Here is a 24,848-nt window from a genome sequence, read left to right as displayed (position 1 = left end):
GTTTTTTTTTTGCCAACAAATATTTGGGGGGGGGGGATGTTTACTGCACCGGGGGGGGGGGGGGGGGGGCGCGGGGGGGGGGGGGGCGGGCCCCCCCCCCCCACAAAAGCTCTTGAGCTCGCGTTTTTTTGCGTCGAACAAAATAATTCGACATTCGCTGTAACACTTCCCCACGTCCCTTCTCTAGTTCAGCAGACCGGCGCTGAAGCCGGTTCATTTCCCAAGAAGAACTGGAGAAACATCATGTCCGCTACCACCCGTACCCTGTCCGCTTCCGCCCTGATCCTGGCCCTCGGCTCCGCATTGAGCGTCGCCGCCGTGCCGACCGCCCACGCGGCGGATGACAACATGGAGAAATGCTTTGGCGTGGCCATGAAAGGGCAAAACAACTGCGCCGCCGGCGCGGGCACGACCTGTGCCGGCACCGCCAAGATGGACTACCAGGGCAACGCCTGGAAGCTCGTCCCGAAAGGCACCTGCATGACCACCGAGAGCAAGACCTCGCCGACCGGTTTCGGTCAACTCCAAGCCTTCAAAGCCAAGTCCTGATCCCCTGGCCGCCTGGGTGTCGATCATGACCATGTCTTGTGAACCTGCTTTCTCCGGCACCCAGGCAGCCTGCGTCGGGCTCCCGCCCCGCGCCGGGCTGGGCCTCAAGACCGGGCACTTCCAGCAAGTGCTCGGTTCAAGGCCGGACATCGGCTTCTTTGAAGTCCACGCCGAAAACTACATGGTGGCCGGCGGCCCGTTCCCTCATTACCTGGGTTTGATCCGCGAACGCTATCCGCTGTCGCTGCACGGCGTCGGCTTGTCCATCGGCACCGAGGGCGAGCTGGACAAGGCGCATCTGGGGCGCCTCGCCGAACTGATCGAACGCTATCAACCCCAAGCCTTTTCCGAACACCTGGCCTGGTCCAGCCATGGCCCGGTGTTTCTCAACGACCTGCTGCCCCTGGCCTACGACGCGCCAACACTGGACCGTGTCTGCGCCCACATCCAACAGGTGCAGGACACCCTCAAGCGCCCGCTGTTGCTGGAAAATCCGGCGACCTACCTGGCGTTCCAACGCTCGACCCTCGACGAACCGGATTTCATCAACCACGTCATCCGTCGCACGGGTTGTGGCCTGCTGTTGGACGTCAACAACCTGTACGTGTCCTGCGTCAATCATCAGCGCGAGCCCCTGGCTTATCTCGATGCGCTGCCGCTGGACGCGGTAGGCGAAATTCACCTGGCCGGCTTTGCCGAAGATGCCGACAACCTGGGCGATCGCTTGCTGATCGACGACCATGGCGCGGCCATCGACCAGGCGGTCTGGGCACTGTATCGGCAGGCGCTGGAACGCATCGGCCCGGTGGCGACCCTGATCGAGCGGGACAACCAGGTCCCGGCCTTCAGCGTCCTGCTGGACGAAGCCCGCCAGGCCGACGAACTGCTGCGCAGCGCGCGGAGGCCGGCATGAGCAGCCAGGCCGCATTCGCCGCGGCGCTGCTCGACCCTCGGCAGGCCTGCCCGGACGGTTTGTGCTGCGCCAACGGCGCCGACCCGGCGAGCCGCTTCGCGGTGTATCGCAACAACGTCCTGGGCTCATTGATCAATGCCTTGGCGGACGGCTACCCGGTGGTCCGGCAACTGGTGGGCGACGAATTCTTCCAGGCCATGGCGGCGATCCACGTGCAAGGCTGCGCGCCCGATAGCCCGCTGATGAATCGCTATGGCGCCGGCCTGGCCGAGTTTATCGAAGGCTTCGAACCCGCATTCGCCGTGCCGTACCTGGCGGATGTGGCCCGGCTGGAACGGCTGCGCACGCTGGCCTACCACGCCGCTGACGCCCAAGCGCCAGCCCCCGGGCAGATTGTCGAGGCACTCGCCGAACCACACGCATTGGACGCGTTGCGGGTGACCTTTCACCCTTCCGTGCAGCTGCTCGCGTCAGGCTTCGCGGTCGTGGCGATCTGGGCCGCCCATCAGACCGGCGCGACGCTCGCCGGCATCGATCCGCACCAGCCACAACAGGCCCTGGTCCTGCGCAACGGTCTCGATGTCGAGGTGTTCGCCATCGACCATCCGACACACACCTTCATCCGCCACCTGCAAGAGGGCCAGGCGCTGGGCCAGGCCTGGGCGGGCGTGCCGGACGTCGACCCCACACACACCCTGGCACTGCTGATCAGCCACAACGCCATCACTCGCCTGCATCACGACAAGGTCTCGCCATGAACAACCCCGTCACCCGCGCCATCGCCCTGCTGGAACGAATCCCCCACAGCCTGATCGCCTTCATTGCCCGATTTTCCATCGCGGCGGTGTTCTGGAAATCCGGGCAGACCAAGGTCGAAGGGCTGGCGATCGATCTGATCGACGGTACGTTCCAGCTCGGTTGGCCACACCTGGCCGACTCGACCGTGCCGCTGTTCGAGAGCGAATACCACGTGCCGCTGTTGTCGGCGGAAGTCGCCGCCCACCTGGCGGCATTCGCCGAGCACGTGTTCCCGGTGCTGATCCTGCTCGGGCTCGCCACACGCTTTTCGGCCCTGGCGCTGCTGGGCATGACCCTGACCATCCAGGCCTTCGTCTACCCCGACGCCTACCCGACCCATGGCACCTGGGCCGCCGTGCTGCTTTACCTGATGGCACGCGGGCCTGGGGCGTTTTCCCTCGACCACCTGATCGCCCGCCGCTGGGCATGAGGGATCACGGCTGGAGCCGGTCCAGTGCTTCGCCGCTGCGCTTGAACCAATCGATCAAGTAGTCGGCCAATACCTGGGTCCGCTTGGGCAACCCGCCTTGGTAGGGATGCACCAGGTACATCGGCATGCGCCGGGTCTGAAAATCCCGCAGGATCTGGCGCAAGCGCCCGTCAGCCAATTCCTCATGGAGCAGGTACGACGGCAACCGGGCAATGCCGGCGCCGGCTAGCGCGGCTTTTTTCAGCAGGCTGTAGTGGTTGCTGGCGAAGGGCCCCGACACCCGGACCCGCAACAGCTCGTGTTGCTGGTGATACAACCATTCCTCCCGGCCGCTGTAGTGACTGTTGAGCAGGCAGCGGTGTTCCGCCAGGGCCTGGGGCGTGTCTGGCTCGCCATGACGGTCGAGATAGGCCGGGCTGGCGCAGGTCATTTCATGCCACGCCAGCAACGGCCGGGCCACCAGGCGCTCATCGATGGCGGCGTCGGAACGGATCGCCAGGTCGAAACCCTCGCGGCTCAGGTCGCGGTAGCCGTTGCTGAGCTCCAGTTCGATCTGCACGTGGGGGTAGGTGCGCGCGAATTCCACCAGCAAACCTTCGAAGAAGGTTTCACCCAACGACACTGGCACCGTCATGCGCACCGGCCCGGCGATGTCGTCCTTCAGCCGTGCCAAGGCCTGGCGGGCCTTTTCCACCTGCACCAGCAACGCCTGGGCCTGGGGCAACAACGCCGCGCCCGCCGCCGTAAGGCTCAAGCGCCGGGTGGTGCGTTGCAGCAACACCACGCTGAAGCGGCTTTCCAACAAGCTGATGCGCTTGGACAACTGGCCCTTGCTACAGCCCAATTGCTGGGCCGCCAGGGTAAAGCTGCCGGCCTCCATCAACACGGCGAACGCCGCCAGGTCATCCATCTCGCTCATTGGATTGTTTCCAATTGAAAACCAAAGGTTGCTTATTAGCACGATTATCACCAGAAGGAACCCTTCTAGACTGCAACCTCTTCCCCACACATAGAGGACCTGCTCATGAAAATCCTGTTGATCGGCGCCAACGGCACCATCGGTTCGGCCATAGACAAGGAACTGTCGCCCCGCCACGACATCGTTCGTATCGGTCGCGACAGCGGCGAATTGCAGGTGGACATCAGCGACAGCGCCTCCATCCGCGCCCTGTTCGAAAAGACCGGGCGCTTCGACGCCCTGGTTTGCGCAGCCGGCAATGTCACCTTCGCGCCCTTGGGCGACATGACCGAAGAAAGCTTCGCCCTGGGCTTGAAAGACAAGCTGATGGGCCAGGTCAACCTGCTGCTGATCGGCCGTGAGTTCGCCAACGATGGCGCCTCCTTCACCTTTACCACCGGCGTCCTCAGCCACGACCCGATCAAGAGCGGCGCGTCGGCGGCCCTGGTCAACGGTGCCCTGGACAGTTTCGTCCGCGCGGCGGCCATCGAGTTGCCCCGGGGCTTGCGGGTCAACTCGGTAAGCCCGAATGTGCTGCTGGAGGCGATGGACAAGTACGCCCCCTACTTCCGCGGCTACAAGCCGGTGCCGGCCGCAGACGTGGCATTGGCCTACGCGAAAAGTGTTGAAGGCCTACAAACCGGACAGACTTTTCATGTGGGTTGAATAGCATCTTGCCTACGCTCCCGCTTGTGATGCGGGATCAGTCTGAGTAACGTGGCGGCACCTGTCTGGAGACCCAATGATGCGTGCCGCCCGCTCCCTGCTGTTTATCGCCCTCCTGCCGCTGTTCGCTGGCTGCCAACTGCTCGATGCTCCGCGCCAGAGCGTTTCCCACGCCGGGCAAACGCGCCTGCAGGGCGAGCTGACGGCGGCCGATGGCAAGCTGGTGTTCCAGCCATGCCAGGAACAGCGTCGCTACATCGTCAACGACAGCGGCGGCACCAGCGTGCTGCAACAAGCCGCAACCCTGGCCGACAAGCAGGGCAAGCTGTTCGCCGACGTGCGCGGCCGCATCGTGTCCAGCACAACGGCGGGGGCCGACAGCCAGTTGGACCTGGAACAGCTCTATCGCCTCGAACGCTCGGGCAGCGCGTGTGACGACGGCAATTTCAAACGGCTGGTCCTGCGTGCCAGCGGCCATGGGCCAGAGTGGGACCTGAAGGCCAACGGCAAGGGCCTGGTGCTTGAGCGTGAAGGCCAACCGCCACTGGCCGTGCCCTACCTCGAGGAACAATTGGGCGACGGTCGTTTCAACCTCAGCACCGAAGCCAACGGCCAGAAAGTCGATCTCTGGGTCGCGCCGCAGCGCTGCGTCGACAGCGTCACCGGCAGCGTCCAGCACATGAGCGCCGAGGTACGGATCAACGGCCAGGTCCAGCGCGGCTGCGCCTATTTCGGCGGTGCTCGCGACGACTGATTCACCGCGGCCAGGCATTGCAGCCTATAATCGCCGGTTTGAAGAACGCCCTGGCGCAGTTGTGCGCCCCGCGAACCGGACCCCGCCATGTTACGAATCACCGAACTCAAGCTGCCGCTCGACCATCCCGAAGAAGACCTGCGCGCCGCCATCCTGCAGCGCCTGGGCATCGCCAGCGATGAGCTGCTCGATTTCACCTTGTTCAAGCGCAGCTACGACGCCCGCAAGAAGTCTTCCGAGCTGTGCTTCATCTACACCATCGACCTGACGGTGCGCGACGAAGCCAGCCTTCTGCGCAAGTTCGCCGATGATCGCAACATCAACGAAGCGCCGGATGTCAGCTACACAGTGGTTGGCCAGGCACCGGCCGGGCTGGAGGAGCGGCCGATCGTGGTCGGCTTCGGTCCCTGCGGGATCTTCGCCGCCCTGCTACTGGCCCAGATGGGCTTCAAGCCGATCATCCTCGAGCGCGGCCCGGAAGTGCGCCAGCGCACCAAGGACACCTGGGGCCTGTGGCGCAAAAGCGTGCTCAACCCCGAATCCAACGTGCAATTCGGCGAAGGCGGCGCGGGGACGTTCTCCGATGGCAAGCTCTACAGCCAGATCAAGGATCCGAAGTTCCTTGGCCGCAAGGTCCTGCACGAGTTCGTCAAGGCCGGCGCGCCGGAAGAAATCCTCTATGTCAGCAAACCGCACATCGGTACGTTCCGCCTGACGGGCGTCGTGGAAAACATGCGTGAGGAAATTCGCGCCCTGGGCGGCGAAGTGCGCTTCCAGCAGCGGGTCACCGACGTGCTGATCGAGGACGGCCAACTGGTCGGCGTCGAACTGGCCAGCGGTGAACGCCTCCACTCCCGGCATGTGATCCTGGCCCTCGGCCATAGCGCCCGGGACACCTTCCGCATGCTCCACGACCGTGGCGTGTACATGGAAGCCAAGCCGTTCTCGGTGGGTTTCCGGATCGAGCACCCGCAATCGCTGATCGACCGCGCGCGCCTGGGCAAGTACGCCGGGCACCCGAAACTCGGCGCCGCCGACTACAAGCTGGTGCACCACGCCAGGAATGGTCGCTCGGTGTACAGTTTCTGCATGTGCCCGGGGGGCACCGTGGTGGCCGCGACGTCCGAGCCGAACCGCGTCGTGACCAACGGCATGAGCCAGTATTCGCGCAACGAGCGCAACGCCAACTCCGGCATCGTCGTCGGCATCACCCCGGAGGTGGATTATCCGGGCGGCCCGCTGGCCGGCATCGAATTGCAGGAGCGCCTGGAATCCCACGCGTTCGTGCTTGGCGGCAGCAACTACGAAGCCCCGGCGCAACTGGTGGGCGATTTCATCGCCGGCAAACCGTCGACGGCCCTGGGCAGTGTCGAGCCGTCCTACAAGCCCGGCGTCTCCCTGGGCGACCTGGCCCTGGCCCTGCCGGACTTCGCCATCGAAGCCATCCGCGAAGCCCTGCCGGCGTTCGAGAAACAGATTCGCGGCTACTCCCTGCATGACGCCGTGCTGACCGGCATCGAGACCCGCACCTCGTCGCCGCTGCGCATCACCCGCGACGAATCGCTGCAGAGCTTGAACGTCAAAGGCCTGTTCCCGGCCGGTGAAGGCGCCGGTTACGCGGGCGGGATTCTCTCGGCGGGCGTGGACGGTATCCGGATCGCCGAGGCCGTGGCGCGGGATATGCTGGGCCTCGAAGCTTGACACCCATCCCTTGTGGGAGCGGGCTTGCCCGCGAATGCGGTACATCATCCACTGATAAGTTGACTGATCCACTGCATTCGCGAGCAAGCCCGCCCCCACAGGGGCCTCAGTGATTCAGATATTCGCCCGCAACACACTCTCCGGCAGTGCCTCGCCCCGCTCCACGCTCGCCGCCACGACCGTCATCAACCCGTCCAGCTCATAGCCCTGGGCCTTGAGCCAGGTCGGATCGTAATAAGTCGTTGCATAACGCTCGCCGCCGTCGCACAGGATCGCCACGATCGAGCCCGACTCGCCCGCTTGCGCCATCTGCCGCGCGGCGATCAGCGCCCCTATCAGGTTGGTGCCGCTGGAACCCCCGACCCGCCGTCCCAGGCGCTGGGCCAGGTAGTGCATGGCCGCCAGCGACAGGGCATCCGGAACCTTGACCATCGCATCGATGACCTTCGGCAGGAACGACGCCTCGACCCGTGGCCGGCCAATGCCCTCGATCCGCGAGCCGCAATCCAGGCGCAGGCTGGCGTCGCCGCTGCGGTAATAGTCGAAGAACACCGAACGCTCGGCATCGGCGCACAGCACGCGGGTACCGTGCTGGCGATAGCGCACGTAACGCCCCAGGGTGGCCGTGGTGCCCCCGGTGCCAGGGCTGGAGATCAGCCAGCTCGGCTCCGGGTAGTGCTCGAACCGCATCTGCTGGAAGATCGATTCGGCAATGTTGTTATTGGCCCGCCAGTCCGTTGCCCGCTCGGCATAAGTGAACTGGTCGATGAAGTGGCCATCGTGCTCACGGGCCAGGCGTTCGGATTCGGCGTAGATCTGCGTAGGATCATCCACCAGATGACTCTGGCCGCCGTAGAACGCGATCTGTGCGATTTTTTCCCTGGAAGTGGTCGCCGGCATCACCGCAATAAAGGGCAGCCCCAGCAGCCTGGCGAAATACGCCTCGGAAATCGCCGTCGAGCCACTCGAGGCCTCGATCACCGGCGCCCCGGGCTTGAGCCAGCCGTTACACAACGCATAGAGGAACAGCGAACGCGCCAGGCGATGCTTGAGGCTGCCAGTGGGATGGCTGGACTCATCCTTGAAGTACAACTCGATACCCGGCAGGCCCGGCAACGGCAGCGGGATCAGGTGGGTATCGGCGCTGCGCTGGAAGTCAGCCTCGATGATGCGGATCGCTTCGCGCGCCCACTGGCGATGGTCGTTCATGGTGTGTTCTCACAGGATCGGTTCGCACGGGAAATCCCCGTGGTCATGCAGGCACGGATTGATTCGGAAAAACCAGTCGCCAGCTTAGGAAAAAACCGACATCTCGCACAGGTACAGCTAAGGTCCAATATGGGCCGTAACTGCCCGACCGCCTGGCACGGCTGTTTGTAACGTCATATAACAAAAAAGAATATAACTTTTGTTTTAACAACTAACAGTACGGGTTAGGGTGTGCCGACTTTTTGATCGATGAATGGAGAGCAAATCTTGGCTCTACGTAACTCACTGACACGCTTCTTCCAACTGGAAGCCGCCAGTGGCCTGCTGCTGATCGCCGCCGCCATACTGGCCCTGGTCATCAACAATTCGCCGCTGTCCTGGCTGTACAACGGCCTGCTGGACACGCCGGTGGTCGCCCAGGTCGGCGCATTGAAGATCGCCAAGCCGCTGCTGTTGTGGATCAACGACGGCCTGATGGCCATGTTCTTCCTGCTGATCGGCCTGGAGGTCAAGCGCGAAGTCCTCGATGGCCAGTTGTCGAGACCTTCGCAAATCGTCCTGCCGGGCGCGGCGGCGATTGGCGGCATGCTGGTCCCGGCGCTGATCTACTGGTTTCTCAACCGCGACAACCCGCCCGCCCTCGCCGGCTGGGCGATTCCGACGGCCACCGACATCGCCTTCGCGCTTGGTGTCCTGGCGCTGCTGGGCAAGCGTGTGCCGGTGTCGCTCAAGCTGTTCCTGATGACCCTGGCAATCATCGACGACCTCGGCGCCATTATCATCATCGCCATCTTCTACTCCGGCGCCCTGTCGACCTTGTCGCTGATGCTGGCAGCCGCCTGCATCGCCGTGCTGGTGGCGATGAACCGGATGGGCGTGGTCAAGCTCGGGCCGTACATGGTCGTGGGCCTGATCCTGTGGGTCTGCGTGCTCAAGAGCGGTGTCCACGCCACCCTGGCCGGCGTGACCCTGGCCTTCTGCATCCCCCTGCGCACGAAAAACGCCGAGACCTCGCCGCTGCGAACCCTGGAGCATGCCCTGCATCCCTGGGTGGCCTACGGCATCCTGCCGCTGTTCGCCTTCGCCAACGCCGGCTTGTCCCTGAGCGGCGTGACGGTCGAAAGCTTCACCCACCACGTCCCCATGGGCATCGCGATCGGCCTGCTGCTGGGCAAGACCGTGGGCGTGTTCGGCCTGACCTGGCTGGCCGTGAAGGTCGGCATCGCCAACCTCCCCGCCGGCGCCAACTGGGGGCAGGTGCTGGGCGTGGCGATCCTGTGCGGCATCGGCTTCACCATGAGCCTGTTCGTCGGCTCCCTGGCCTTCGAGCCGGGTGTCAGTGATTACGCGGGCATGGACCGGATGGGCATCCTCACGGGTTCGATCCTGGCGGCGTTGCTGGGCTACGCGATTACCGCGGCAGCCAGCCGCAAATCCGTTTCGATGCCCGGGCACGGCTAGCCCGACATCGCCAGCCGCCAAGGGCCAGTGGGAGCGAGCCTGCTCGCGATAGCGGTGGGTCAGCCTGCATCGGTGTTGAATGGACCGCCGTCTTCGCGAGCAAGCTCGCTCCCACAAGGGGCAACAAAAAACGGCGCTGCCCTCTTCAGGACCAAGCGCCGTTTACGCATCAGAAAACCTCAATCAGTGCGATACGCGACTCGTACCACCCACGGTGGAAATCCGAACCCGCTCACCCACGCGGAACACTTCGTTCTCCTGAACCTGCTGCACATAGGCACGCATGCTACCGTCGTCTTCGCGAACGGTAATCTCCACGCCCTGGGTACGGGTCAGGCCTTCTTCGGTGGCGGAGCCGATCAGGCCGCCGGCCACGGCGCCGATCACCGCGGCAACGATGCTGCCACGGCCACCGCCGACGGCGCTGCCACCGACACCGCCCACCACGGCACCGGCGGCGCCACCGATAGGGGTCTTGGTGCCTTCGATCTTGACCGGACGCAAGGATTCGATGGTGCCCATGCGAATCGTCTGCACGCGACGTGCTTCGTCGCGGGAGTAGGAGTCACCGGTCAGGCTCGACTGACAGCCAGTGAGCAACATCGCCATCGTGGAAAAGGAAGCAACCAGTAAAACAGACTTACGCATAGCATCAGCTCCAAAAGACAGGAATTCATTAAACTCCCCAACTTGACGCCTGTCACGGCCTCGCCGGGATAAAATTGCTTTCATTCAGGTGGGATACAGGCGCGCCCGAAAAATTCACCCAACAGTAGCGCCTATTTCCGAAACCTGCGTCCTCAACCTGGGATTTTCCATGGATTACTTCATCATCGTCGCTACCACCGTGGCCGGTTTGTACTTCCACTGGTGGCTGTACGTGCGGATCAAACGCTGGGCGGACCGCGACCTGGCGCTGTCGCTGGCCGGAAAGGACGAGCAGAAGAAAAGCTACATGCTGCAACAATTGGCCAGCGCCCGGGAACAAGGGATCAAGCGCCGGGACCTGCCGCGGTGGCTGGAAACCGCCGCGGCAGGGTACGCCGAGGCTAAGGCGCCAGGCGCTCGCGCGTCCAGTTCGCCCCTTGCAGGCGGTAGTTGAGGCGATCGTGCAGGCGGCTCGGGCGGCCCTGCCAGAATTCGATGCGCTCGGGCAGCAAGCGGTAGCCGCCCCAATGTTCCGGACAGTCGGGCTGACTGTCACTGAAGCGCTGCTCGGTGGCCTTGAGCAAGTCTTCCAGCTCACCGCGCCCGGCGATCACCCGGCTCTGGGGTGACGCCCAGGCGCCGAGGCGGCTGCCCAGCGGACGGACCTGGTAATAGGCATCCGACTCCTGCGCCGTGACCTTCACCACTTTGCCCTCGATGCGCACCTGGCGCTCCAGGCCCGGCCAGAAAAATGTCATGGCCGCGAAGGGATTCGCCGCCAGTTGCTGGCCCTTGGCACTGTCGTAGTTGGTGAAGAACGTGAACCCTTCGGCATCCAGCCCCTTGAGCAGCAGGACGCGGCAATGGGGACGACCATCGGCATCCACCGTCGCCAGGGTCATGGCGTTGGCTTCCACCGGCGCCTGTTCGGTCTTCACCGCCTCGGCGAACCATTGGTGGAACAGTGCGAACGGCTCGTCCGGGGCCAGGGCCTCGGTCAAGCCATCACGGGTGTAGTCACGGCGCATATCAGCCAGCGCTTGGGTCATGGCGCGTTCCTTGTGGTTGGCCCATCACTGCTTGGGCGTATCGGCGGCCGCGACTTTCTTGGTGTCCGTGGCGGCTTTGGCCGGTTGGGGTTTCTTCGCCGGAGTCGCGGCCTTGGCCGGTGCCTTCTTGGCAGGGGCCTTGGCGGCGGCTTTCTTCGCCGGCGCTTTCTTGGTCGCCGGGGCAGCGGCTTTCTTGGCAGCAGGAGCAGGTGCCGGGGCAGCAGGCTTCACATCCTGGGCAGCCACCATCGTCACGGGTGCCGGGGCCGGCATGTTGTATTTGCTCAGCAGCGCCACCATGGTGTTCTGCGGTGTCACCAGCAGCTCCACGCGACGGTTCAAGGCACGGCCTTCGGCGCTGTCGTTGGCCGCGCGCGGCGATACCGCGCCCATGCCGCGCAACATCAGGCGGTCACGTTGCAAGCCACTGAGACGGAAAATCGCCGCCACGGCCTGGGCCCGCTCCTGGCTGAGCTTCAGGTTGGCTGGCGCGGCGCCCGTAGTGTCGGCGTGGCCCAGCACCAGCACGGCGGTCTTCGGGTCGGCCTCGAGGATCTTCGCCACCCGGGTGAACGGGCCGAGGGTCACGGGCAGCAGCATGGCCGGACGATCCGGGTTGAAGGAACTGTCCACCGGCGCGGTGACCACCAGCACGTTGTCGCGACGCTCAAGCTCGAGCTTGCTGTCCTGGATCGCCGTGCGCAGCTTCGGCTCGTAGTCGTCGAGCCAGGCCTGGGTCACCTTCGGGTCGGGCATCGGCACGGCCTTGGCGGTTTCCTGTTCCTTGCCGCCGAATGGCCACCACCACTTGCCGTTGCTTTCGGCTTCGGCCTTGGCGACCGTGGCCGGCGCCTTGGCTTCGGACTTGACGGGCTCTTTAGCGGCGACGTCGGCGCTGTCATCGGACGAGAACGGCCACCACCAGTGCGTGGCGCTCTCGGCCTTGGCTTGCGGCGCGGCGGCCGCCGGCTTCAGGGGTGCCGCTGGCGCCGTGGGCGCGGTGTCCTTGGCCGCCACCTTGTCGGAGGAGCCGAACGACCACCAGCTGCCACCGCGTTCGGCATCATTTTGTGGGGTTTGTGCGCAACCGGTAATCGCGAAGCACAGCGCCAGGGCGAGGGTTTTATTCGATGACATTGGATATCCACAAAATGATGTAAATGAAAAAGTTGAAGGCCGTGTCCAGGCCACATAAACAGACGCTTCGAAACTGAAAAGGGCATGAGGTTCCTGTGCCCATCGCCTTCAATGGCGTTTTACAGACAAGTGGCAAGGACCCTTGCCAGGTTCTGCGCGCGCGGGTCCATCAGCACGTACGGGCCAAGCGTGTTGGTCACGAAGCCAAACGCGACATCGTGTTCCGGATCGGCGAAACCGATGGAGCCGCCTGCCCCCGGATGCCCGAACGCCCGTGGCCCGAGGCCGAAGGTCGCGTTCGCCACGTCTGGCTGGTCCAGCATGCAACCCAGGCCGAAACGGGTCTGGGTCAGCAATGTCTTGTCGTCGCCGAAGCTGTGCTGGCGAGTCAGCTCATCGAGCATTTCCCCTTCCAGCAGGCTGCCGTCCAGCAGGCCGGCATAAAAACCGGCCACGCTGCGGGCATTGCCATGGCCGTTGGCGGCGGGTTGCTGCATGCGCCGCCATTCCGGCTTGTTGGTGCTGGTCATGATCGACGGCGGATTGGTGAAGGCCCGCGTGGTCATGGCCGTGGGTTCGCGCATCGTCACTTGCAGCAGGCGCTGGGCCGCCGCGTCGCCGACGTTACCCTTGCCGCGGGCGATGTGGGCCACGCGATGGAATTCGGCATCGGCCAGCCCCACGTGGAAATCCAGGCCCAACGGCTTGGCCACCCGGGCCACGATGGACTCCCCCGGGCCACGACCGTCCGCCCTGCGCAACAGCTCGCCGACCAGCCAACCGTAGGTGATCGCGGCGTAGCCGTGCCCTTCGCCGGGCGTCCACCAGGGGCTTTCGGCGGCCAGGGCATCGACCATGGCTTGCCAGTCATACAGCGCCTCGGGCGGCAACAGTTCGCGCAGGGCCGGCAGGCCGGCCTGATGACAGAGCAGTTGGCGCAGGGTGATGGCGCCTTTGCCGGCGGCGGCGAACTCCGGCCAGTAGCGCGCGACCGGGGCGTCCAGTTGCAACTTGCCTTCAGCCACCAATTGCAGGGCGGCGACGGCGGTGAAGGTCTTGGTGCAGGAAAACAGATTGGCGAGGGTGTCGCTGTGCCAGGCCTCATGGCCGTCCTTGTCCGCCGTGCCGGCCCACAGGTCGATCACCGTCCGGCCACCGACCTGGATGCACAACGCCGCGCCGCGCTCCTGAGGATCGTCGAACAGCGCCGCGAAGGCTTCACGCACGGCTTCGAACTGAAGTTCATAATGACCTTGAATGTGCACCCGCAACTCCCTCGAAACAAAGGCTTTCTCACGTGGCCGCATTGTTTCAGCCATTGGCGGTTTTGGGAACCACCACGGGACGGCTGGCAGTTCGCCCGCGCCTGGAGAAGGCTGTCTCTAGAGCACCTTGCCGCCCGGCCTCAGGAAATTTCCCGCCGAAATGGCGGCAGCGCATTCAGGATCGCCTTGCCATAACGCTGGGTCACCAGCCTGCGGTCAAGCAAGGTGATGGTCCCGCGGTCTTCCTCGGTGCGCAGCAGCCGGCCACAGGCCTGGACCAGTTTCAGCGACGCATCCGGCACGGAGATCTCCATGAACGGGTTGCCGCCCCGGGCCTCGATCCACTCGGCCAGCGCGGCTTCCACCGGATCGTCGGGCACCGAGAACGGAATCTTGGCGATCACCACGTGTTCGCAATACGCCCCCGGCAAGTCGACACCCTCGGCAAAACTGGCCAGGCCGAACAACACGCTGGAGTCCCCGCCGTCGACCCGGGCCTTGTGCTTGTTCAGGGTTTCCTGCTTCGACAGGTTGCCCTGAATGAACACCTGCTTGCGCCAATCACGGTCAAGACCGTCGAACACGTCCTGCATTTGCTTGCGCGAGGAAAACAGCACCAGGGTGCCGCGCGAGCCTTCCACCAGCTCCGGCAGGTCGCGGATGATCGCAGCGGTATGGCCGGCGGCATCCCGTGGGTCGGCGTTGAGGTCCGGCACCCGCAACACGCCGGCATCGGCATGGTGGAAAGGGCTCGGGACCACGGCGGTCACAGCTTTCTTGGGCAGCCCGGCACGCATGCGGAAGCGGTCGAACGTGCCCAGGGCCGTCAGCGTGGCGGAAGTCACCAGCGCGCCATAGGCGACGTTCCACAGGTTGCGCCGCAGCATGTCCGCCGCCAGGATCGGGCTGGCGTTGACCTCGATGTCGAACAGCGAGCCGCTTTCGGCCAGGGTCAGCCAGCGCGCCATCGGCGGGTTGTCTTCCGGGTCCTCGACGGTGAAGGCCGTCCATAGCTCCCAGTTGCCCTGGGACCGCGACAACAGGCTGCCGAACAATGGGTACCATTCCTCGGCCTGGTTGCTGGCGATGCCGATATTCACTTCGCCGTCCATGCCTTCCTTGAGCAGGTCGGTCAGGCGGGTGAACAGGTCGGTCAGGCGCGCGAAGCCTTTCTTGAGCTCGATGCCCATTTCGCGCATGTGCTCGGGGATCACTCCACCGACGAACCGGTGGCGGGGTCGCTCGCGGCCCTCGACGTCTTCGCCCGGCTTGAAGTCGGCCACCTGCTCGCAGGCGGTGAACATGAACTGCTGGTTCGTCTTGATTTCCCGCGCCAGCTCGGGCACCTGCTCGATCAGCTTGCCCAGGTCGCCGGGCAAGGGATGCTGGGCCAACAGCTTGGTGAGGTTCTTGGCGGTGGTTTCCAGCCAGTCGGCGGTGGAACGCAACCGGGTGTAATGGGCGAAATGACCGATGGCCTTGTCCGGCAGGTGATGGCCTTCGTCGAACACGTAGATCGTGTCCCGCGGGTCCGGCAGCACCGCGCCACCGCCCAGGGCCAGGTCGGCCAGGACCATGTCGTGGTTGGTGACGATCACATCGACCTTGCCCATGCCTTCGCGGGCCTTGTAGAAGGCGCACTGACCGAAGTTCGGGCAATGGCGATTGGTGCACTGGCTGTGATCGGTGGTCAGGCGGGCCCAATCGGCGTCTTCCAGCGCGGTGGACCAACTGTCGCGGTCGCCGTCCCACTTATTGCCGGCGAGTTTCTCGATCATGCTGGTGAACAGCTTCTGGCTGGCCTCGTCGACCTCGATCTTGAAGCCTTCTTCCTCGAACAACTGGGCCGTGGCGGTCTGCGCCTGGCCTTCCTGGAGCAGCATGTCGAGCTTGGACAGGCACATGTAGCGCCCACGGCCCTTGGCCAGGGCGAAGGTGAAGCTCAGCCCGCTGTTGCGCATCAGGTCGGGCAGGTCCTTGTAGACGATCTGCTCCTGCAGGGCGACGGTGGCCGTGGCGATCACCAGGCGCTTGCCGGCAGCCTTGGCGCTGGGAATCGCCGCCAGGCTGTAGGCCACGGTCTTGCCGGTACCGGTGCCGGCCTCCACCGCCACGACGGCGGGCTCGCCATTGCGCCGGCCTTCGTCGTCGGTGTCGATATCGCCGAGGACTTTCGCCACTTCGGCGATCATCAGGCGCTGGCCGTATCGCGGTTTCAGGCTCTTGGCTTCGAGAAAACGCGAATAGGCGCCCTGGATCGTGGTTTTGAGTTCGGTGCTGATCATGAATGGTCGGGCGCTGGAAACGCTGGATAAATTTTCAGTGGTTCGGATCGGCGGCTATCATACCCCGCTAATGAATCCTGCGCAGAACGGAGTAACCCAATGACACCCTTTGCCCTTGTCTACACCCTGCATTTGTTGGCGGCCCTGGTCTGGGTCGGCGGCATGTTTTTCGCCTGGATGATCCTGCGACCCGCCGCAATGACGGCACTTGAGGGCCCTGCCAGGCTCACGCTGTGGGTGGAAGTGTTTCAGCGTTTTTTCATTTGGGTGTGGGTCGCGGTGATACTTTTGCCGATCAGCGGTGTAGGCCTGATCCACTTGCGCTTCGCCGGTTTCGAAACCGCGCCGCGTTATGTACAGGTGATGATGGGCTTGTACGTGGTAATGACCGCCCTGTTCATCCGCATCCAGGCCTTGCAGTTGCCGCCATTGCGCAATGCCGTGGCCGCGCAGGACTGGCCAACGGGCGCGGCGATGCTGGGGAAAATCCGCAAGCTGGTGGGCATCAACCTGCTGATCGGTTTGCTGGTGGTGGCGCTCGGCGCGGCGCGACCGATGTTCTGAACGTAACGCATCACCCTCTGTGGGAGCCAGCCTGCTCGCGATGGCGGTGTACCCGCCACCTCAGGACTGGCTGACCCGACGCTATCGCGAGCAGGCTCGCTCCCACACCGGATCTGGCTAGGACACAATTTCCCGGGCCACCCCAAATCCCTCTGTGGGAGCGGGCCTGCTCGCGATGGCGGTCTGGCTCAACCCGTGATGTCGGACTGTGCCGTCACCTTCGCGAGCAGGCTGGCTCCCACAGTCAGATTCGAAGCCGTCCTAGAACCGCTGCACCGTTACCACGCCCGCCGCTCCGGCAGGCCCAGGCTGGCCGTCGGCGCCAGGGCGGCCGCTTTTGCCGCCATCCGCGGTATAGACCAGGCAGCCCTTGGCCTTGCCACCGTGCCCGGGCTTGCCACCCGGCCCCGGGGCGCCGCCGGCACCGCCGTCCACCGTCACCTTGATCTGCTCGGCGGGGAAGGCGCTCGGCAATTCGAGGCGTACTCGCGCACCCGCCGCGCCCGGCAGGCCGTCGCTGCCATTGCTGCCGTCGGCGCCACGACCGGCCGCGCCCCACGTGCAACCCGGCGCCTGGCCGTTGGCGCCGTCCAGGCCGACATAACCCGGCGCGCCGGCACCGCCGCGCGCATCCACGGACAGCACAGGCGCAGTCAAGGCATTGAAACGCAGATTGAGATCACGTCCCGGCCGTGCCGCCTTCGTGTAGGTGCCCGGGGCGCCGCGCGACGTGATCTGGCTGCCCTCGGCCAATTCTGCCTGAGCCACCTTCAGGTCCAACGCCTGTTGCGCCGGCACGATGGCGATCCGGGCTTCACGCCCCAGGTGCAGTTGGCCAACGGACAATTCGGTGACATTGGACGGCACCAGCAGCGTGCCGTAATCGGCCACGACCAACCGCTCCAGGGTCAGGGTGCTGGTGGTATTGGGCAGGCGCATCAGCGAATGGCTTTCCACCTCCAGTACCTGGGCCGAGGCCCATGGGCAGACGAGGGCGAAGAGCAGGCACAATTTACGCATGGGAAGCCTCTGGCGCGACCGGAAGGGTTTGCAGGTGGAAAATGCCGAACAGCAGCACGCGCAGGCGATCGCGGCCCGGTGCCGGTCGCCCGCGGAAACTGGCCCTGAACAGCAGCAGTTCCAGCCCATGGAGCACCAGCAGCACAGCGCCGGCGAGATTGACCAGCAGAGCCAGCGGATGGACCAGCGGCATGCTCAGGTTGACCAGCACCACTAGCCAGAACAGCAGGGTCAACAAGCGGCCCAGCCCCCAGAACACCTTCATACGCCCCCCGATCAACATTATTCTTTGGGCGCACAGTAACGGCTAGCGCGCGGGATAAGCCAGAGGCCGGGGCAAATTTAATTTAACGCCGGCCGACGGCCGCCGGTTCCCGTCATGGCGAGCCGGCGGCCATCGGCGGACTGTCAGTGGACCGGATCAGCGCTGGATGTGCAGTTCCACCCGACGGTTCTGCGCCCGCCCTTGCTCGGTCTCGTTATCGGCCACCGGCTCGCTTTCCCCCTTGCCTTCACTGGTGAGCTTGTCCGGCGCCAGCCCTTGGGTCAGCAGGTACTCCACGACACTACTGGCCCGCCGCTCGGACAACCCTTGGTTATAGGCATCCGTCCCGACGCTGTCGGTGTGGCCGACCACACGGATACTGGCGACATTGGCATGGCCCAGCTTGCCCATCAGCCCGTCAAGCTCACCTCGGGCGGCGGGCGTGAGGTCGGACTTGTCGAAATCGAACAACACCTTGCCGGCATCGTTGAGGGTGACGACTTCCGTCGCCGGTGCCTCGGGTTCGGCCACCGGGGCGCTGGCCGGGTATTGCGGCAGCGGGCAGCCGTGATGTTCGACCGGGGTGTTGGCCGGCGTATCGGGACAACGGTCACGGCGATCGAACACGCCATCGTCGTCTTCATCGCCATCCTGGGCGTAACAGATCAATCCACCGCCCAAGAGGCCCAGCGCGGCGCCGCCGGCGGCCCAGCCACTGCTTTCGATGGCGCCCAGGCCACCGCCAGCCAAGCCGCCGATCAAGCTGCAGATCGGCCAGGTACGTTGATTGAGAGCGGCGCTGCCATCGCTGTGGGTGGCGCAACCGGACAACAGACTGCTCGCGAGCAGTACCGGTAAGGCGGCCCTGATTAGAACGTTCATGGTGAAGGCTCCTGTGTCACCGGCCCATACCGGTCACACAGGAGTAAAGACGGCCATCCGCAACTCTACAAGCCGCGGATGGCAAGGGCTTCAGCGGTTTATCCGAATTTCGGTGCGGCGGTTCAGGGCACGTCCGTCGGCGGTTTTGTTATCGGCCACCGGCTGGCTCTCCCCGGCGCCGGACACCGAGACGAAACTGGCGCGCGGCACGCCCTGCTCGACCAGGTATTGCACCACCGAATTGGCGCGTTTTTCCGACAACCGCTGGTTATACGCATCGCTGCCAACGCTGTCGGTATGGCCGGTGACCCGCAGTTGCGCGGTGGACGTTTCCTGCTTCAACCGGGTCGCGACGGTGCCCAGGACCTCTTTGTCGGTCGGGGTCAGCGTGGCCTTGTTGAATTCGAAGTGCACGTCGCGGATCACGATGGTTTCTTCCTTGACCACCACGGGGGTCTCGACCACTGGCGCTGGCGCCGGTGGCGGGCAGCCATCGGCATCGACCTGCACGCCCTTCGGCGTCCCCGGGCACTTGTCGCGGCTGTCCGGCACGCCATCACCGTCTTCGTCGCCGTCGCCATGGGCCCAGCACCAGGCCCCTGCCACGGTACCGGCGACCAACGCGCCAGGACCGATCCAGGAACTGCTTTCGATGGCGCCCAACCCGGCGCCGACGACACCACCGGTGGCCGCACAGATCGGCCAGTCGGTCTTCTGCAAACCTGCGCAACCAGTCAACACACTGGTTAGCAGAACCAGGGGTAACGCTGTCCGAACTATGCTCATCGGGTGTTCTCCTTGAGGGATCGGCTGGGCGCCGATTCAGGGGAGTAAAGACCCGAGTTCGGATCTGCGCCAGCTTCACGCGATCGCGGCTTTTGCCCAGTGTTTGCGACCGTTCGACACGGTTAAGCGCAAACCGCTCTAGGCCACGCTGTCCGGGCAGGCTATCGTGGCGGCTCTGACAGAGGAACTTCGATGACCGTTGCCATTTCTTCACGCACGCCCCAGCAAGCCTTGGCGGCCGTGCTTGAGCGCTATGCCCCGCAAAGACTGCTGTTGCTCGGTGCCAGCGGCTTTCCCGCGCTCGAGGCGTTCCAACAGGCACACCCGGCCGCCGAAGTGGTGCACGCCGGCCCCGGGCCGTTGCCGGCGGACGTAGCGGCGCGGCGTTTCGACCTGGCCCTGGCGCTCGATTGCCTGGAGCATTTGCCCAAGCGCGACGGTCTGAACCTGTTGGGTGGCATCCGCAACCTGAACGCCAGCCGCATCGCCGTACTGGCGGACCTGGACGCCTGCGGCTGGCAAGAGACAGATTTTTATTCCCTGGCCCTGCAAGCCAACGAGCGATTCCAGCGCGAGGAACAGGTGCTGACCTTGTTCACCTACGATCTGCTTGAATACAAGCAGGTCCCCGACTGGCTCAACTCACGCTTTTGGGCCAACCCGGAAAACTTTGGAAAATACTGGTGGTAGCCGAGACCATGAGCCCACACACCCCCATTTGCCCGTGCGGCAGCGGCAATTCGCTGGACGCCTGCTGCGGCCATTACCACGACGGCCACCCGGCGCCTTGTGCGCAAGCCCTGATGCGCTCGCGCTACAGCGCCTACGTACTGGGACTAGTGGATTATCTCGTCAGCACGACCCTGCCCGCCCAGCAGGACGGCCTCGACCGCCAGGCCATCCGCGACTGGAGCGCCAACAGCACCTGGCTGGGGCTGGAGGTGGAAAGCAGCGAAGTGTTCGGCGGCCAGCCGGAACACGCCTTTGTCACGTTCACGGCGCGCTGGCACGATGGCCAGGGCGAACACAGCCACCGGGAACAGTCCTCGTTCGTGCAGAACGACGGGCGCTGGTACTTCATCGATCCGACCGTGCCGGTCAAGGCCGGGCGCAACGACAGCTGCCCGTGCGGCAGCGGGCACAAGTTCAAGAAGTGCTGCGCGGGCTACTTCGGCCGTTGATTTCGGACACGTCCGACACTCACGCCTTTCGCCAGCGGGCTAGACTGGGGTAAACCAGAGGCGCGGACATGACCCAGACAACGCACCTGCTCCGCATCACTTGCCTGCTGCTGTTCATCGGGCTTGGCGGCTGTGCGTCCTGGCAAGGTGAAGAGGCGCCCGAGCCCCAGGTGCACCTGGCCAAGGTCGAGGTGGTGCGGGCCCGGCTGCTGGAGCAGAAGTTCACCCTGCACTTTCGCGTCGACAACCCCGGCGACAGCGACCTGACCGTGCGCGGCCTGACCTACCGCATCCACCTGGGCGACCTGCTGCTGACCGAAGGCGAACATGAACACTGGTTCACCGTAGCTCCCCGGCACAGTGCCTATTTCAAGGTGCCGATCCGCACCAACCTGTGGCCCCAGGTGCGGGAGGTGGTGAAACTGCTCCAGAAACCCCGGGAGCAGATTCCCTATCGGTTGGAAGGTGAGCTGGAAACCGGATTATTCATCGCCCACTACGTGCACCTGGAGCGCAATGGCGTGATAATCGCCGCCGATTTAATTGCGGAGTAACCCCTATGACCCAGCAACCCCACGTCCACGGCCCTGATTGCAACCACGATCACGACCATCATCACGATCATGACCACGGCCACGTCCATGGCCCGAACTGCGGCCACGCCCACCAGGAGCCTGTGCGCAACGCCCTGAAGGACGTCGGTCGCAACGACCCTTGCCCGTGTGGCAATGGCAAGAAGTTCAAGAAGTGCCACGGGGCTTGATCGGTCGGTCGATACGCTGTTTCGCCGGCTGAATCGTCTTCGCGAGCAGGCTCGCTCCCACAGGGCACCCGGGCATGCACACCCTGCATGCCGCCACCCTGAATCATCGTGGGAGCGGGCCTGCTCGCGAAGGCGCCGGCCCAGTCACCCCCGCTTCAATCCGCCTCCAGAATCCGCTTCACACTGACCACCGTCGCATACTCGCCCTGCAAGTTCCCCAGGGACATGCCGTGCACCTCTCCAGCCGACCGGGCAATGCCGAAATAGTCGGGTTTGTCGAAGGTAAAGCAGGCGTCTTCGGCCACCCAGGTGTCGAAACCCAGGTTGCCGGCCGTGCGGGCCGTGGACTCCACCGAATTGTTCGTCGCCACGCCCACGATGACCAGTTGCTCGATACCTGCCTGGCGCAGGTCCGCCTCCAGGTGAGTGCGGCAGAACGCGTCCGGCACACCCTTGTGGATCACCCACTCCCCGGCCATGGGCTCGAACCGCTGCTGGACCTCCACGCCCGACTGCCCCGGCCAGAACACCGATTCCGGCGAACGGGACAAGTGATGGACATGCACCACCGGCCGTGCCGAGGTTCGCCAGAACCCCAGCAGTTCCAGCATGCGCAGCTCCGCCTCGGGGTTGTTGCGGGGCCCGAGCCTGGGATGGAGGATGCCTTTTTGCTGGTCGATGAGGATCAAGGCCGCGTTTTTCCGTAGTTCCATGCCGTGTCTTCCTGGCGTGCTTGAGCGCCCTCTCTTCCTACCCGCAACAGCGGACAAGATCAACCCGCCCCGGCCCCGATGGCCGAGGTTCCATTCGCGCAGGGGCTTTCATCGCCAAATCGATAAATAACCCTCGCCCCCGCTTGCGCGGCCCCCTGCCGCTCACTAACGTAGCGCCTTTATTGACGCTACCCCCTCCCGCAGGAGCTTTGCCATGGCCTCGCCAGCCTCTATTTCCTTCATCCCCCGGCTCGGCGTTGCCGCCGCAGTGGCCAGTGTGCTCGGTTTGAGCGGATGCCAGTCCTGGAACACCCAGGACACCGTCCCGCCCACCTCCGGCGTGCAGCCGCTCAAGGGGCTGGCACAGAACGTCTCGGTTCGGCGCAATGCCATGGGCATGCCGCTGATCGAGAGCAACAGCTTCCATGATGCGCTGTTCTCCCTCGGCTACGTCCACGCCAGCGACCGCATCGGCCAGATGGTGACCCTGCGCCTGCTGGCCCAGGGACGCCTGGCGGAAATGTCCGGTGCCGAACGGCTGGACGTCGACCGCTACATGCGTGCCGTCAACCTGAAGAAGAGCGCCGATGAGCTGTACAAGGCTTCGTCGCCACGGCTCAAGCGCTTCTTCGAAGTCTATGCCCGGGGCGTCAACGCCTACCTGTTCCGCTACCGCGACAAGCTGCCGGCGGACCTCGCGGCCACGGGCTACAAGCCCGAATACTGGAAGCCGGAAGACTCGGCACTGATGTTCTGCCTGCTCAACTTCAGCCAGTCGGCCAACCTGCCGGAAGAGATCGCCAGCCTGGTGCTGGCCCAGACGGTGACCCCGGACAAACTCCCCTGGCTGAGCCCGTCCTACCCGGACGAACCATTGCCCCTGGCCGAAGCCGACAAACTCCAGGGTCTGCGCCTCAACGGCCAGGTCCCGGGCCTGGGCGAGATCAGCAAGGCGAGCAGCCAGTTGGCCACGATGAACCTGCTTGGCGCCGCGTCGTCGAGCAACTGGGCCATCGCGCCGCAACGCAGCCGCAGCGGCAAGAGCCTGCTGGCCAGCGACAGCCACGGCCCCCTGGGCGTGCCGGCGCTGTGGAGCCCGGTGCAGATCCGCGCGCCCAAGTACCAGGCGGCCGGGATGTCCGTGGCCGGCATCCCGATGATCCTGAGCGGTTTCAATGGCAAGGTGGCCTGGAGCATGACCAGCGTGCTGGGGGACAACCAGGACCTGTTCCTGGAAAAAATCCGACGCCAGGGCAATGGCCTGTCCTACGAGGTCAACGGCAAATGGCAGCCGGCAATGGTCCGCAACGAAACCTACTTCATCAAAGGCCAGCGGTCGATTCGTGAAGCCGTCTACGAGACCCGCCACGGTCCGTTGCTCAACAGCGCCCAGGGCCCGGCCCTGGCCAATGGCTTCGGCCTGGCCTTGCAGGTGCCGAGCTTTACCGACGACAAGACCCTGGACGCGTTCTTCGACCTGTCCCGGGCCCAGAGCGCCGAGAAGGCCTCCGATGCCAGCCGGGAAATCCGTGCCATGGCCGCGAACCTGGTGTTCGCCGACGCCAACCACATCGGCTGGCAAGTCACCGGGCGCTACCCGAACCGCCGCGAAGGCGAAGGCCTGCTGCCATCGCCGGGCTGGGACGGCCGCTACGACTGGGACGGTTATGCCGACCCGATGCTGCACCCCTACGACCAGGACCCGGCCCAAGGCTGGCTCGGCACCGCCAACCAGCGGGTCATCCCCCATGGCTACGGCATGCAGTTGTCCAACTCCTGGGCGGCGCCGGAACGTAGCGAGCGCATGGCCGAACTGGCCGGCGCCGGCAAGCACGACACCCGCAGCCTGACCGCCATGCAATACGACCAGACCACTCTGTTCGCCGCCAAGCTCAAGAAAGCCTTCGAGGCGCCAGGCATGGCCCAGCCACTCAAGCAGGCGATCGAAGCCCTGCCGACGGCCGAGCGAGCCAAGGCGCGTGAAGCGTACACCCGCCTGATGGCGTTCGATGGCCGCCTTAGCCCGACCTCCGCCGACGCGGCGATCTATGAGTTGTTCCTGCAGGAAAGCATGAAGCAGATCTTCCTCGACGAACTGGGCCCGGACAGCAGCCCGGCGTGGAAAGCGCTGGTCGCCAACGGCCAGATGTCCTACTCCGCCCAGGCCGATCATCTGCTGGGGCGCGAGGACAGTCCGTTCTGGGACGATGTGCGCACGCCGCAGAAAGAAGACAAGGCGGTCATCCTCGCCCGCAGCCTGGCGGCCGCCATCAGCGCCGGTGACAGTCAACTGGGCGGTGCCCATCAGGCCTGGCAGTGGGGCAAGTTGCACGGCTACGCGTGGAAAAACAGCAGCGGCCAGGTCGTGCGCGGCCCGCTGGCGGCGGGTGGCGATGCCAGCACGCTCAACATCGCCGCGTTCGCCGGGGGCCAGGACTTCGCCACCGCCGTGGCCCCGGCCATGCGCTTGATCGTGGACTTCGGCCAACCTGAACCGCTGATGGTCCAGGACGGCGCCGGCCAATCCGGCAACCCGGCCAGCCCGAACTACCTCAATGGCATCGATCCGTGGATCAAGGGCCAGTACCAGAGCCTGCCCTTGCAACCGCAGAACTTCGACCGGGCCTATGGCAAGACGCGGTTGACCCTGGTGCCGGGGAAGTAACCTGCCGCCTGTGTGGCGAGGGCGCTTGCTCGCGCCTGGGTGCGCGGCGCCTACGGCAATCCCGGGACCGCCTCGCGGCCCGGCGGGAGCGAGCGCTGTCGCCACACAGACTTGCGCAACCCCGTCAGGGCACCAAACCCGATAGAACTTCTCCCCCCGCCACCGCCTCTACCTGACAAGCCCATT

Annotated in this window: 27 protein-coding genes; 15 read left to right on the top strand and 12 right to left on the bottom strand. The window is 64.8% G+C overall.

Annotated features, from left to right (window positions below; all coding sequences use genetic code 11):
* Window positions 1-243: 243 nt before the first annotated feature.
* The 4 genes from Q6A48_RS18985 to Q6A48_RS18970 are packed head-to-tail and all read left to right on the top strand — an operon-like array spanning window position 244 to window position 2,690.
* Window positions 244-549, top strand: a complete 306-nt coding sequence (locus Q6A48_RS18985; RefSeq protein ID WP_304555756.1) for a BufA1 family periplasmic bufferin-type metallophore — start codon at window positions 244-246, stop codon at window positions 547-549.
* A gap of 25 nt (window positions 550-574) precedes the next feature.
* Window positions 575-1,462, top strand: a complete 888-nt coding sequence (gene bufB, locus Q6A48_RS18980; protein WP_304555755.1) for an MNIO family bufferin maturase — start codon at window positions 575-577, stop codon at window positions 1,460-1,462.
* Window positions 1,459-2,220, top strand: coding sequence for an HvfC/BufC N-terminal domain-containing protein (locus Q6A48_RS18975; protein WP_304555754.1), 762 nt, complete (start codon window positions 1,459-1,461; stop codon window positions 2,218-2,220). Before bufB ends, Q6A48_RS18975 begins: the two co-directional genes overlap by 4 nt.
* Window positions 2,217-2,690 (top strand): DoxX family protein, encoded by a 474-nt coding sequence (locus tag Q6A48_RS18970; protein WP_304555753.1) that lies wholly within the window; start codon window positions 2,217-2,219, stop codon window positions 2,688-2,690. Before Q6A48_RS18975 ends, Q6A48_RS18970 begins: the two co-directional genes overlap by 4 nt.
* Window positions 2,691-2,694: 4 nt before the next feature.
* Here Q6A48_RS18970 and Q6A48_RS18965 read toward each other — a convergent pair whose 3' ends face one another.
* The gene (locus Q6A48_RS18965) at window positions 2,695-3,609 is read right to left on the bottom strand and encodes a LysR family transcriptional regulator (protein ID WP_304555752.1); all 915 of its coding nucleotides are present in this window, start codon (window positions 3,607-3,609) and stop codon (window positions 2,695-2,697) included.
* Window positions 3,610-3,714: 105 nt separating this feature from the next.
* Between Q6A48_RS18965 and Q6A48_RS18960 the strand changes: the two genes are divergently transcribed.
* The 3 genes from Q6A48_RS18960 (at window position 3,715) to Q6A48_RS18950 (ending at window position 6,769) form a co-directional block, all read left to right on the top strand.
* Window positions 3,715-4,314, top strand: coding sequence for a short chain dehydrogenase (locus Q6A48_RS18960; protein WP_304555750.1), 600 nt, complete (start codon window positions 3,715-3,717; stop codon window positions 4,312-4,314).
* 79 nt (window positions 4,315-4,393) lie between these two features.
* Window positions 4,394-5,068, top strand: coding sequence for a COG3650 family protein (locus Q6A48_RS18955; RefSeq protein WP_304555749.1), 675 nt, complete (start codon window positions 4,394-4,396; stop codon window positions 5,066-5,068).
* Between the two features lie 87 nt (window positions 5,069-5,155).
* Window positions 5,156-6,769 (top strand): NAD(P)/FAD-dependent oxidoreductase, encoded by a 1,614-nt coding sequence (locus tag Q6A48_RS18950; RefSeq protein ID WP_304555748.1) that lies wholly within the window; start codon window positions 5,156-5,158, stop codon window positions 6,767-6,769.
* Window positions 6,770-6,883: 114 nt separating this feature from the next.
* Here Q6A48_RS18950 and Q6A48_RS18945 read toward each other — a convergent pair whose 3' ends face one another.
* Window positions 6,884-7,978: a PLP-dependent cysteine synthase family protein gene (locus Q6A48_RS18945; protein WP_304555747.1), complete on the bottom strand. Its 1,095-nt coding sequence runs from the start codon at window positions 7,976-7,978 to the stop codon at window positions 6,884-6,886.
* Window positions 7,979-8,245: 267 nt separating this feature from the next.
* Between Q6A48_RS18945 and nhaA the strand changes: the two genes are divergently transcribed.
* Window positions 8,246-9,439 (top strand): Na+/H+ antiporter NhaA, encoded by a 1,194-nt coding sequence (nhaA, locus tag Q6A48_RS18940; protein ID WP_304555746.1) that lies wholly within the window; start codon window positions 8,246-8,248, stop codon window positions 9,437-9,439.
* A 183-nt stretch (window positions 9,440-9,622) separates the two neighbouring features.
* On the opposite strand, the gene Q6A48_RS18935 is transcribed toward nhaA, so the two are convergent.
* Window positions 9,623-10,087 carry an outer membrane lipoprotein gene (locus Q6A48_RS18935; RefSeq protein WP_041021792.1) on the bottom strand — a complete coding sequence of 155 codons (465 nt, stop codon included), beginning with the start codon at window positions 10,085-10,087 and terminating at the stop codon, window positions 9,623-9,625.
* A gap of 169 nt (window positions 10,088-10,256) precedes the next feature.
* Here Q6A48_RS18935 and Q6A48_RS18930 point away from each other — a divergent pair, with 169 nt between their 5' ends.
* A complete protein-coding gene (locus Q6A48_RS18930) occupies window positions 10,257-10,541 on the top strand; it encodes a hypothetical protein (protein ID WP_304555744.1) in 285 nt (94 codons plus the stop codon).
* On the opposite strand, the gene pdxH is transcribed toward Q6A48_RS18930, so the two are convergent.
* From pdxH to dinG, 4 genes are all read right to left on the bottom strand, one after another.
* Entirely contained in the window at window positions 10,489-11,136 is a 648-nt protein-coding gene (pdxH, locus tag Q6A48_RS18925) for a pyridoxamine 5'-phosphate oxidase (protein WP_304555743.1), read from the bottom strand. The genes Q6A48_RS18930 and pdxH overlap by 53 nt on opposite strands.
* 24 nt (window positions 11,137-11,160) lie before the next feature.
* Window positions 11,161-12,273, bottom strand: a complete 1,113-nt coding sequence (locus Q6A48_RS18920) for an OmpA family protein (RefSeq protein ID WP_304555742.1) — start codon at window positions 12,271-12,273, stop codon at window positions 11,161-11,163.
* 119 nt (window positions 12,274-12,392) lie between these two features.
* Complete coding sequence (locus Q6A48_RS18915) at window positions 12,393-13,538, bottom strand: serine hydrolase domain-containing protein (protein WP_304555741.1); 1,146 nt, start codon at window positions 13,536-13,538, stop codon at window positions 12,393-12,395.
* Between the two features lie 140 nt (window positions 13,539-13,678).
* Window positions 13,679-15,823 carry an ATP-dependent DNA helicase DinG gene (gene dinG / locus Q6A48_RS18910; protein WP_304555740.1) on the bottom strand — a complete coding sequence of 715 codons (2,145 nt, stop codon included), beginning with the start codon at window positions 15,821-15,823 and terminating at the stop codon, window positions 13,679-13,681.
* Between the two features lie 99 nt (window positions 15,824-15,922).
* On the opposite strand from dinG, the gene Q6A48_RS18905 reads away from it, so the two are divergent.
* On the top strand, window positions 15,923-16,387 hold the full coding sequence (locus Q6A48_RS18905; RefSeq protein ID WP_304555739.1) for a CopD family protein: 465 nt from the start codon (window positions 15,923-15,925) through the stop codon (window positions 16,385-16,387).
* 261 nt (window positions 16,388-16,648) lie between these two features.
* Here Q6A48_RS18905 and Q6A48_RS18900 read toward each other — a convergent pair whose 3' ends face one another.
* The 4 genes from Q6A48_RS18900 to Q6A48_RS18885 form a co-directional block, all read right to left on the bottom strand.
* Window positions 16,649-17,407, bottom strand: coding sequence for a collagen-like protein (locus Q6A48_RS18900; protein ID WP_304555738.1), 759 nt, complete (start codon window positions 17,405-17,407; stop codon window positions 16,649-16,651).
* Complete coding sequence (locus Q6A48_RS18895) at window positions 17,400-17,672, bottom strand: DUF1145 domain-containing protein (RefSeq protein WP_304555737.1); 273 nt, start codon at window positions 17,670-17,672, stop codon at window positions 17,400-17,402. The genes Q6A48_RS18900 and Q6A48_RS18895 overlap by 8 nt, the downstream gene beginning before the upstream one ends.
* Before the next feature lie 156 nt (window positions 17,673-17,828).
* Complete coding sequence (locus tag Q6A48_RS18890; RefSeq protein ID WP_304555736.1) at window positions 17,829-18,554, bottom strand: PA1041 family peptidoglycan-binding anchor lipoprotein; 726 nt, start codon at window positions 18,552-18,554, stop codon at window positions 17,829-17,831.
* 90 nt (window positions 18,555-18,644) lie between these two features.
* A complete protein-coding gene (locus Q6A48_RS18885; protein ID WP_304555734.1) occupies window positions 18,645-19,340 on the bottom strand; it encodes a PA1041 family peptidoglycan-binding anchor lipoprotein in 696 nt (231 codons plus the stop codon).
* 192 nt (window positions 19,341-19,532) lie between these two features.
* Between Q6A48_RS18885 and Q6A48_RS18880 the strand changes: the two genes are divergently transcribed.
* The 4 genes from Q6A48_RS18880 to Q6A48_RS18865 all read left to right on the top strand — a co-directional run bounded on the left by Q6A48_RS18880 (window position 19,533) and on the right by Q6A48_RS18865 (window position 21,284).
* Entirely contained in the window at window positions 19,533-20,030 is a 498-nt protein-coding gene (locus tag Q6A48_RS18880; protein ID WP_304555733.1) for a DUF6231 family protein, read from the top strand.
* Between the two features lie 8 nt (window positions 20,031-20,038).
* Entirely contained in the window at window positions 20,039-20,521 is a 483-nt protein-coding gene (locus Q6A48_RS18875; protein ID WP_304555732.1) for a YchJ family protein, read from the top strand.
* 68 nt (window positions 20,522-20,589) lie between these two features.
* Window positions 20,590-21,075 (top strand): LEA/WHy family protein, encoded by a 486-nt coding sequence (locus Q6A48_RS18870; protein WP_304555731.1) that lies wholly within the window; start codon window positions 20,590-20,592, stop codon window positions 21,073-21,075.
* 5 nt (window positions 21,076-21,080) lie between these two features.
* On the top strand, window positions 21,081-21,284 hold the full coding sequence (locus tag Q6A48_RS18865; RefSeq protein WP_003198420.1) for an SEC-C metal-binding domain-containing protein: 204 nt from the start codon (window positions 21,081-21,083) through the stop codon (window positions 21,282-21,284).
* A gap of 155 nt (window positions 21,285-21,439) precedes the next feature.
* On the opposite strand, the gene Q6A48_RS18860 is transcribed toward Q6A48_RS18865, so the two are convergent.
* Window positions 21,440-21,997 carry a cysteine hydrolase family protein gene (locus Q6A48_RS18860; protein ID WP_304555729.1) on the bottom strand — a complete coding sequence of 186 codons (558 nt, stop codon included), beginning with the start codon at window positions 21,995-21,997 and terminating at the stop codon, window positions 21,440-21,442.
* A gap of 214 nt (window positions 21,998-22,211) precedes the next feature.
* Between Q6A48_RS18860 and Q6A48_RS18855 the strand changes: the two genes are divergently transcribed.
* Complete coding sequence (locus Q6A48_RS18855; protein ID WP_304555728.1) at window positions 22,212-24,662, top strand: penicillin acylase family protein; 2,451 nt, start codon at window positions 22,212-22,214, stop codon at window positions 24,660-24,662.
* Window positions 24,663-24,848: the final 186 nt, after the last annotated feature.

This window comes from Pseudomonas citrullilanati, assembly GCF_030580855.1.
Lineage (GTDB): Bacteria > Pseudomonadota > Gammaproteobacteria > Pseudomonadales > Pseudomonadaceae > Aquipseudomonas > Aquipseudomonas citrulli.
This window is presented reverse-complemented; position numbering and strand designations above follow the sequence as displayed.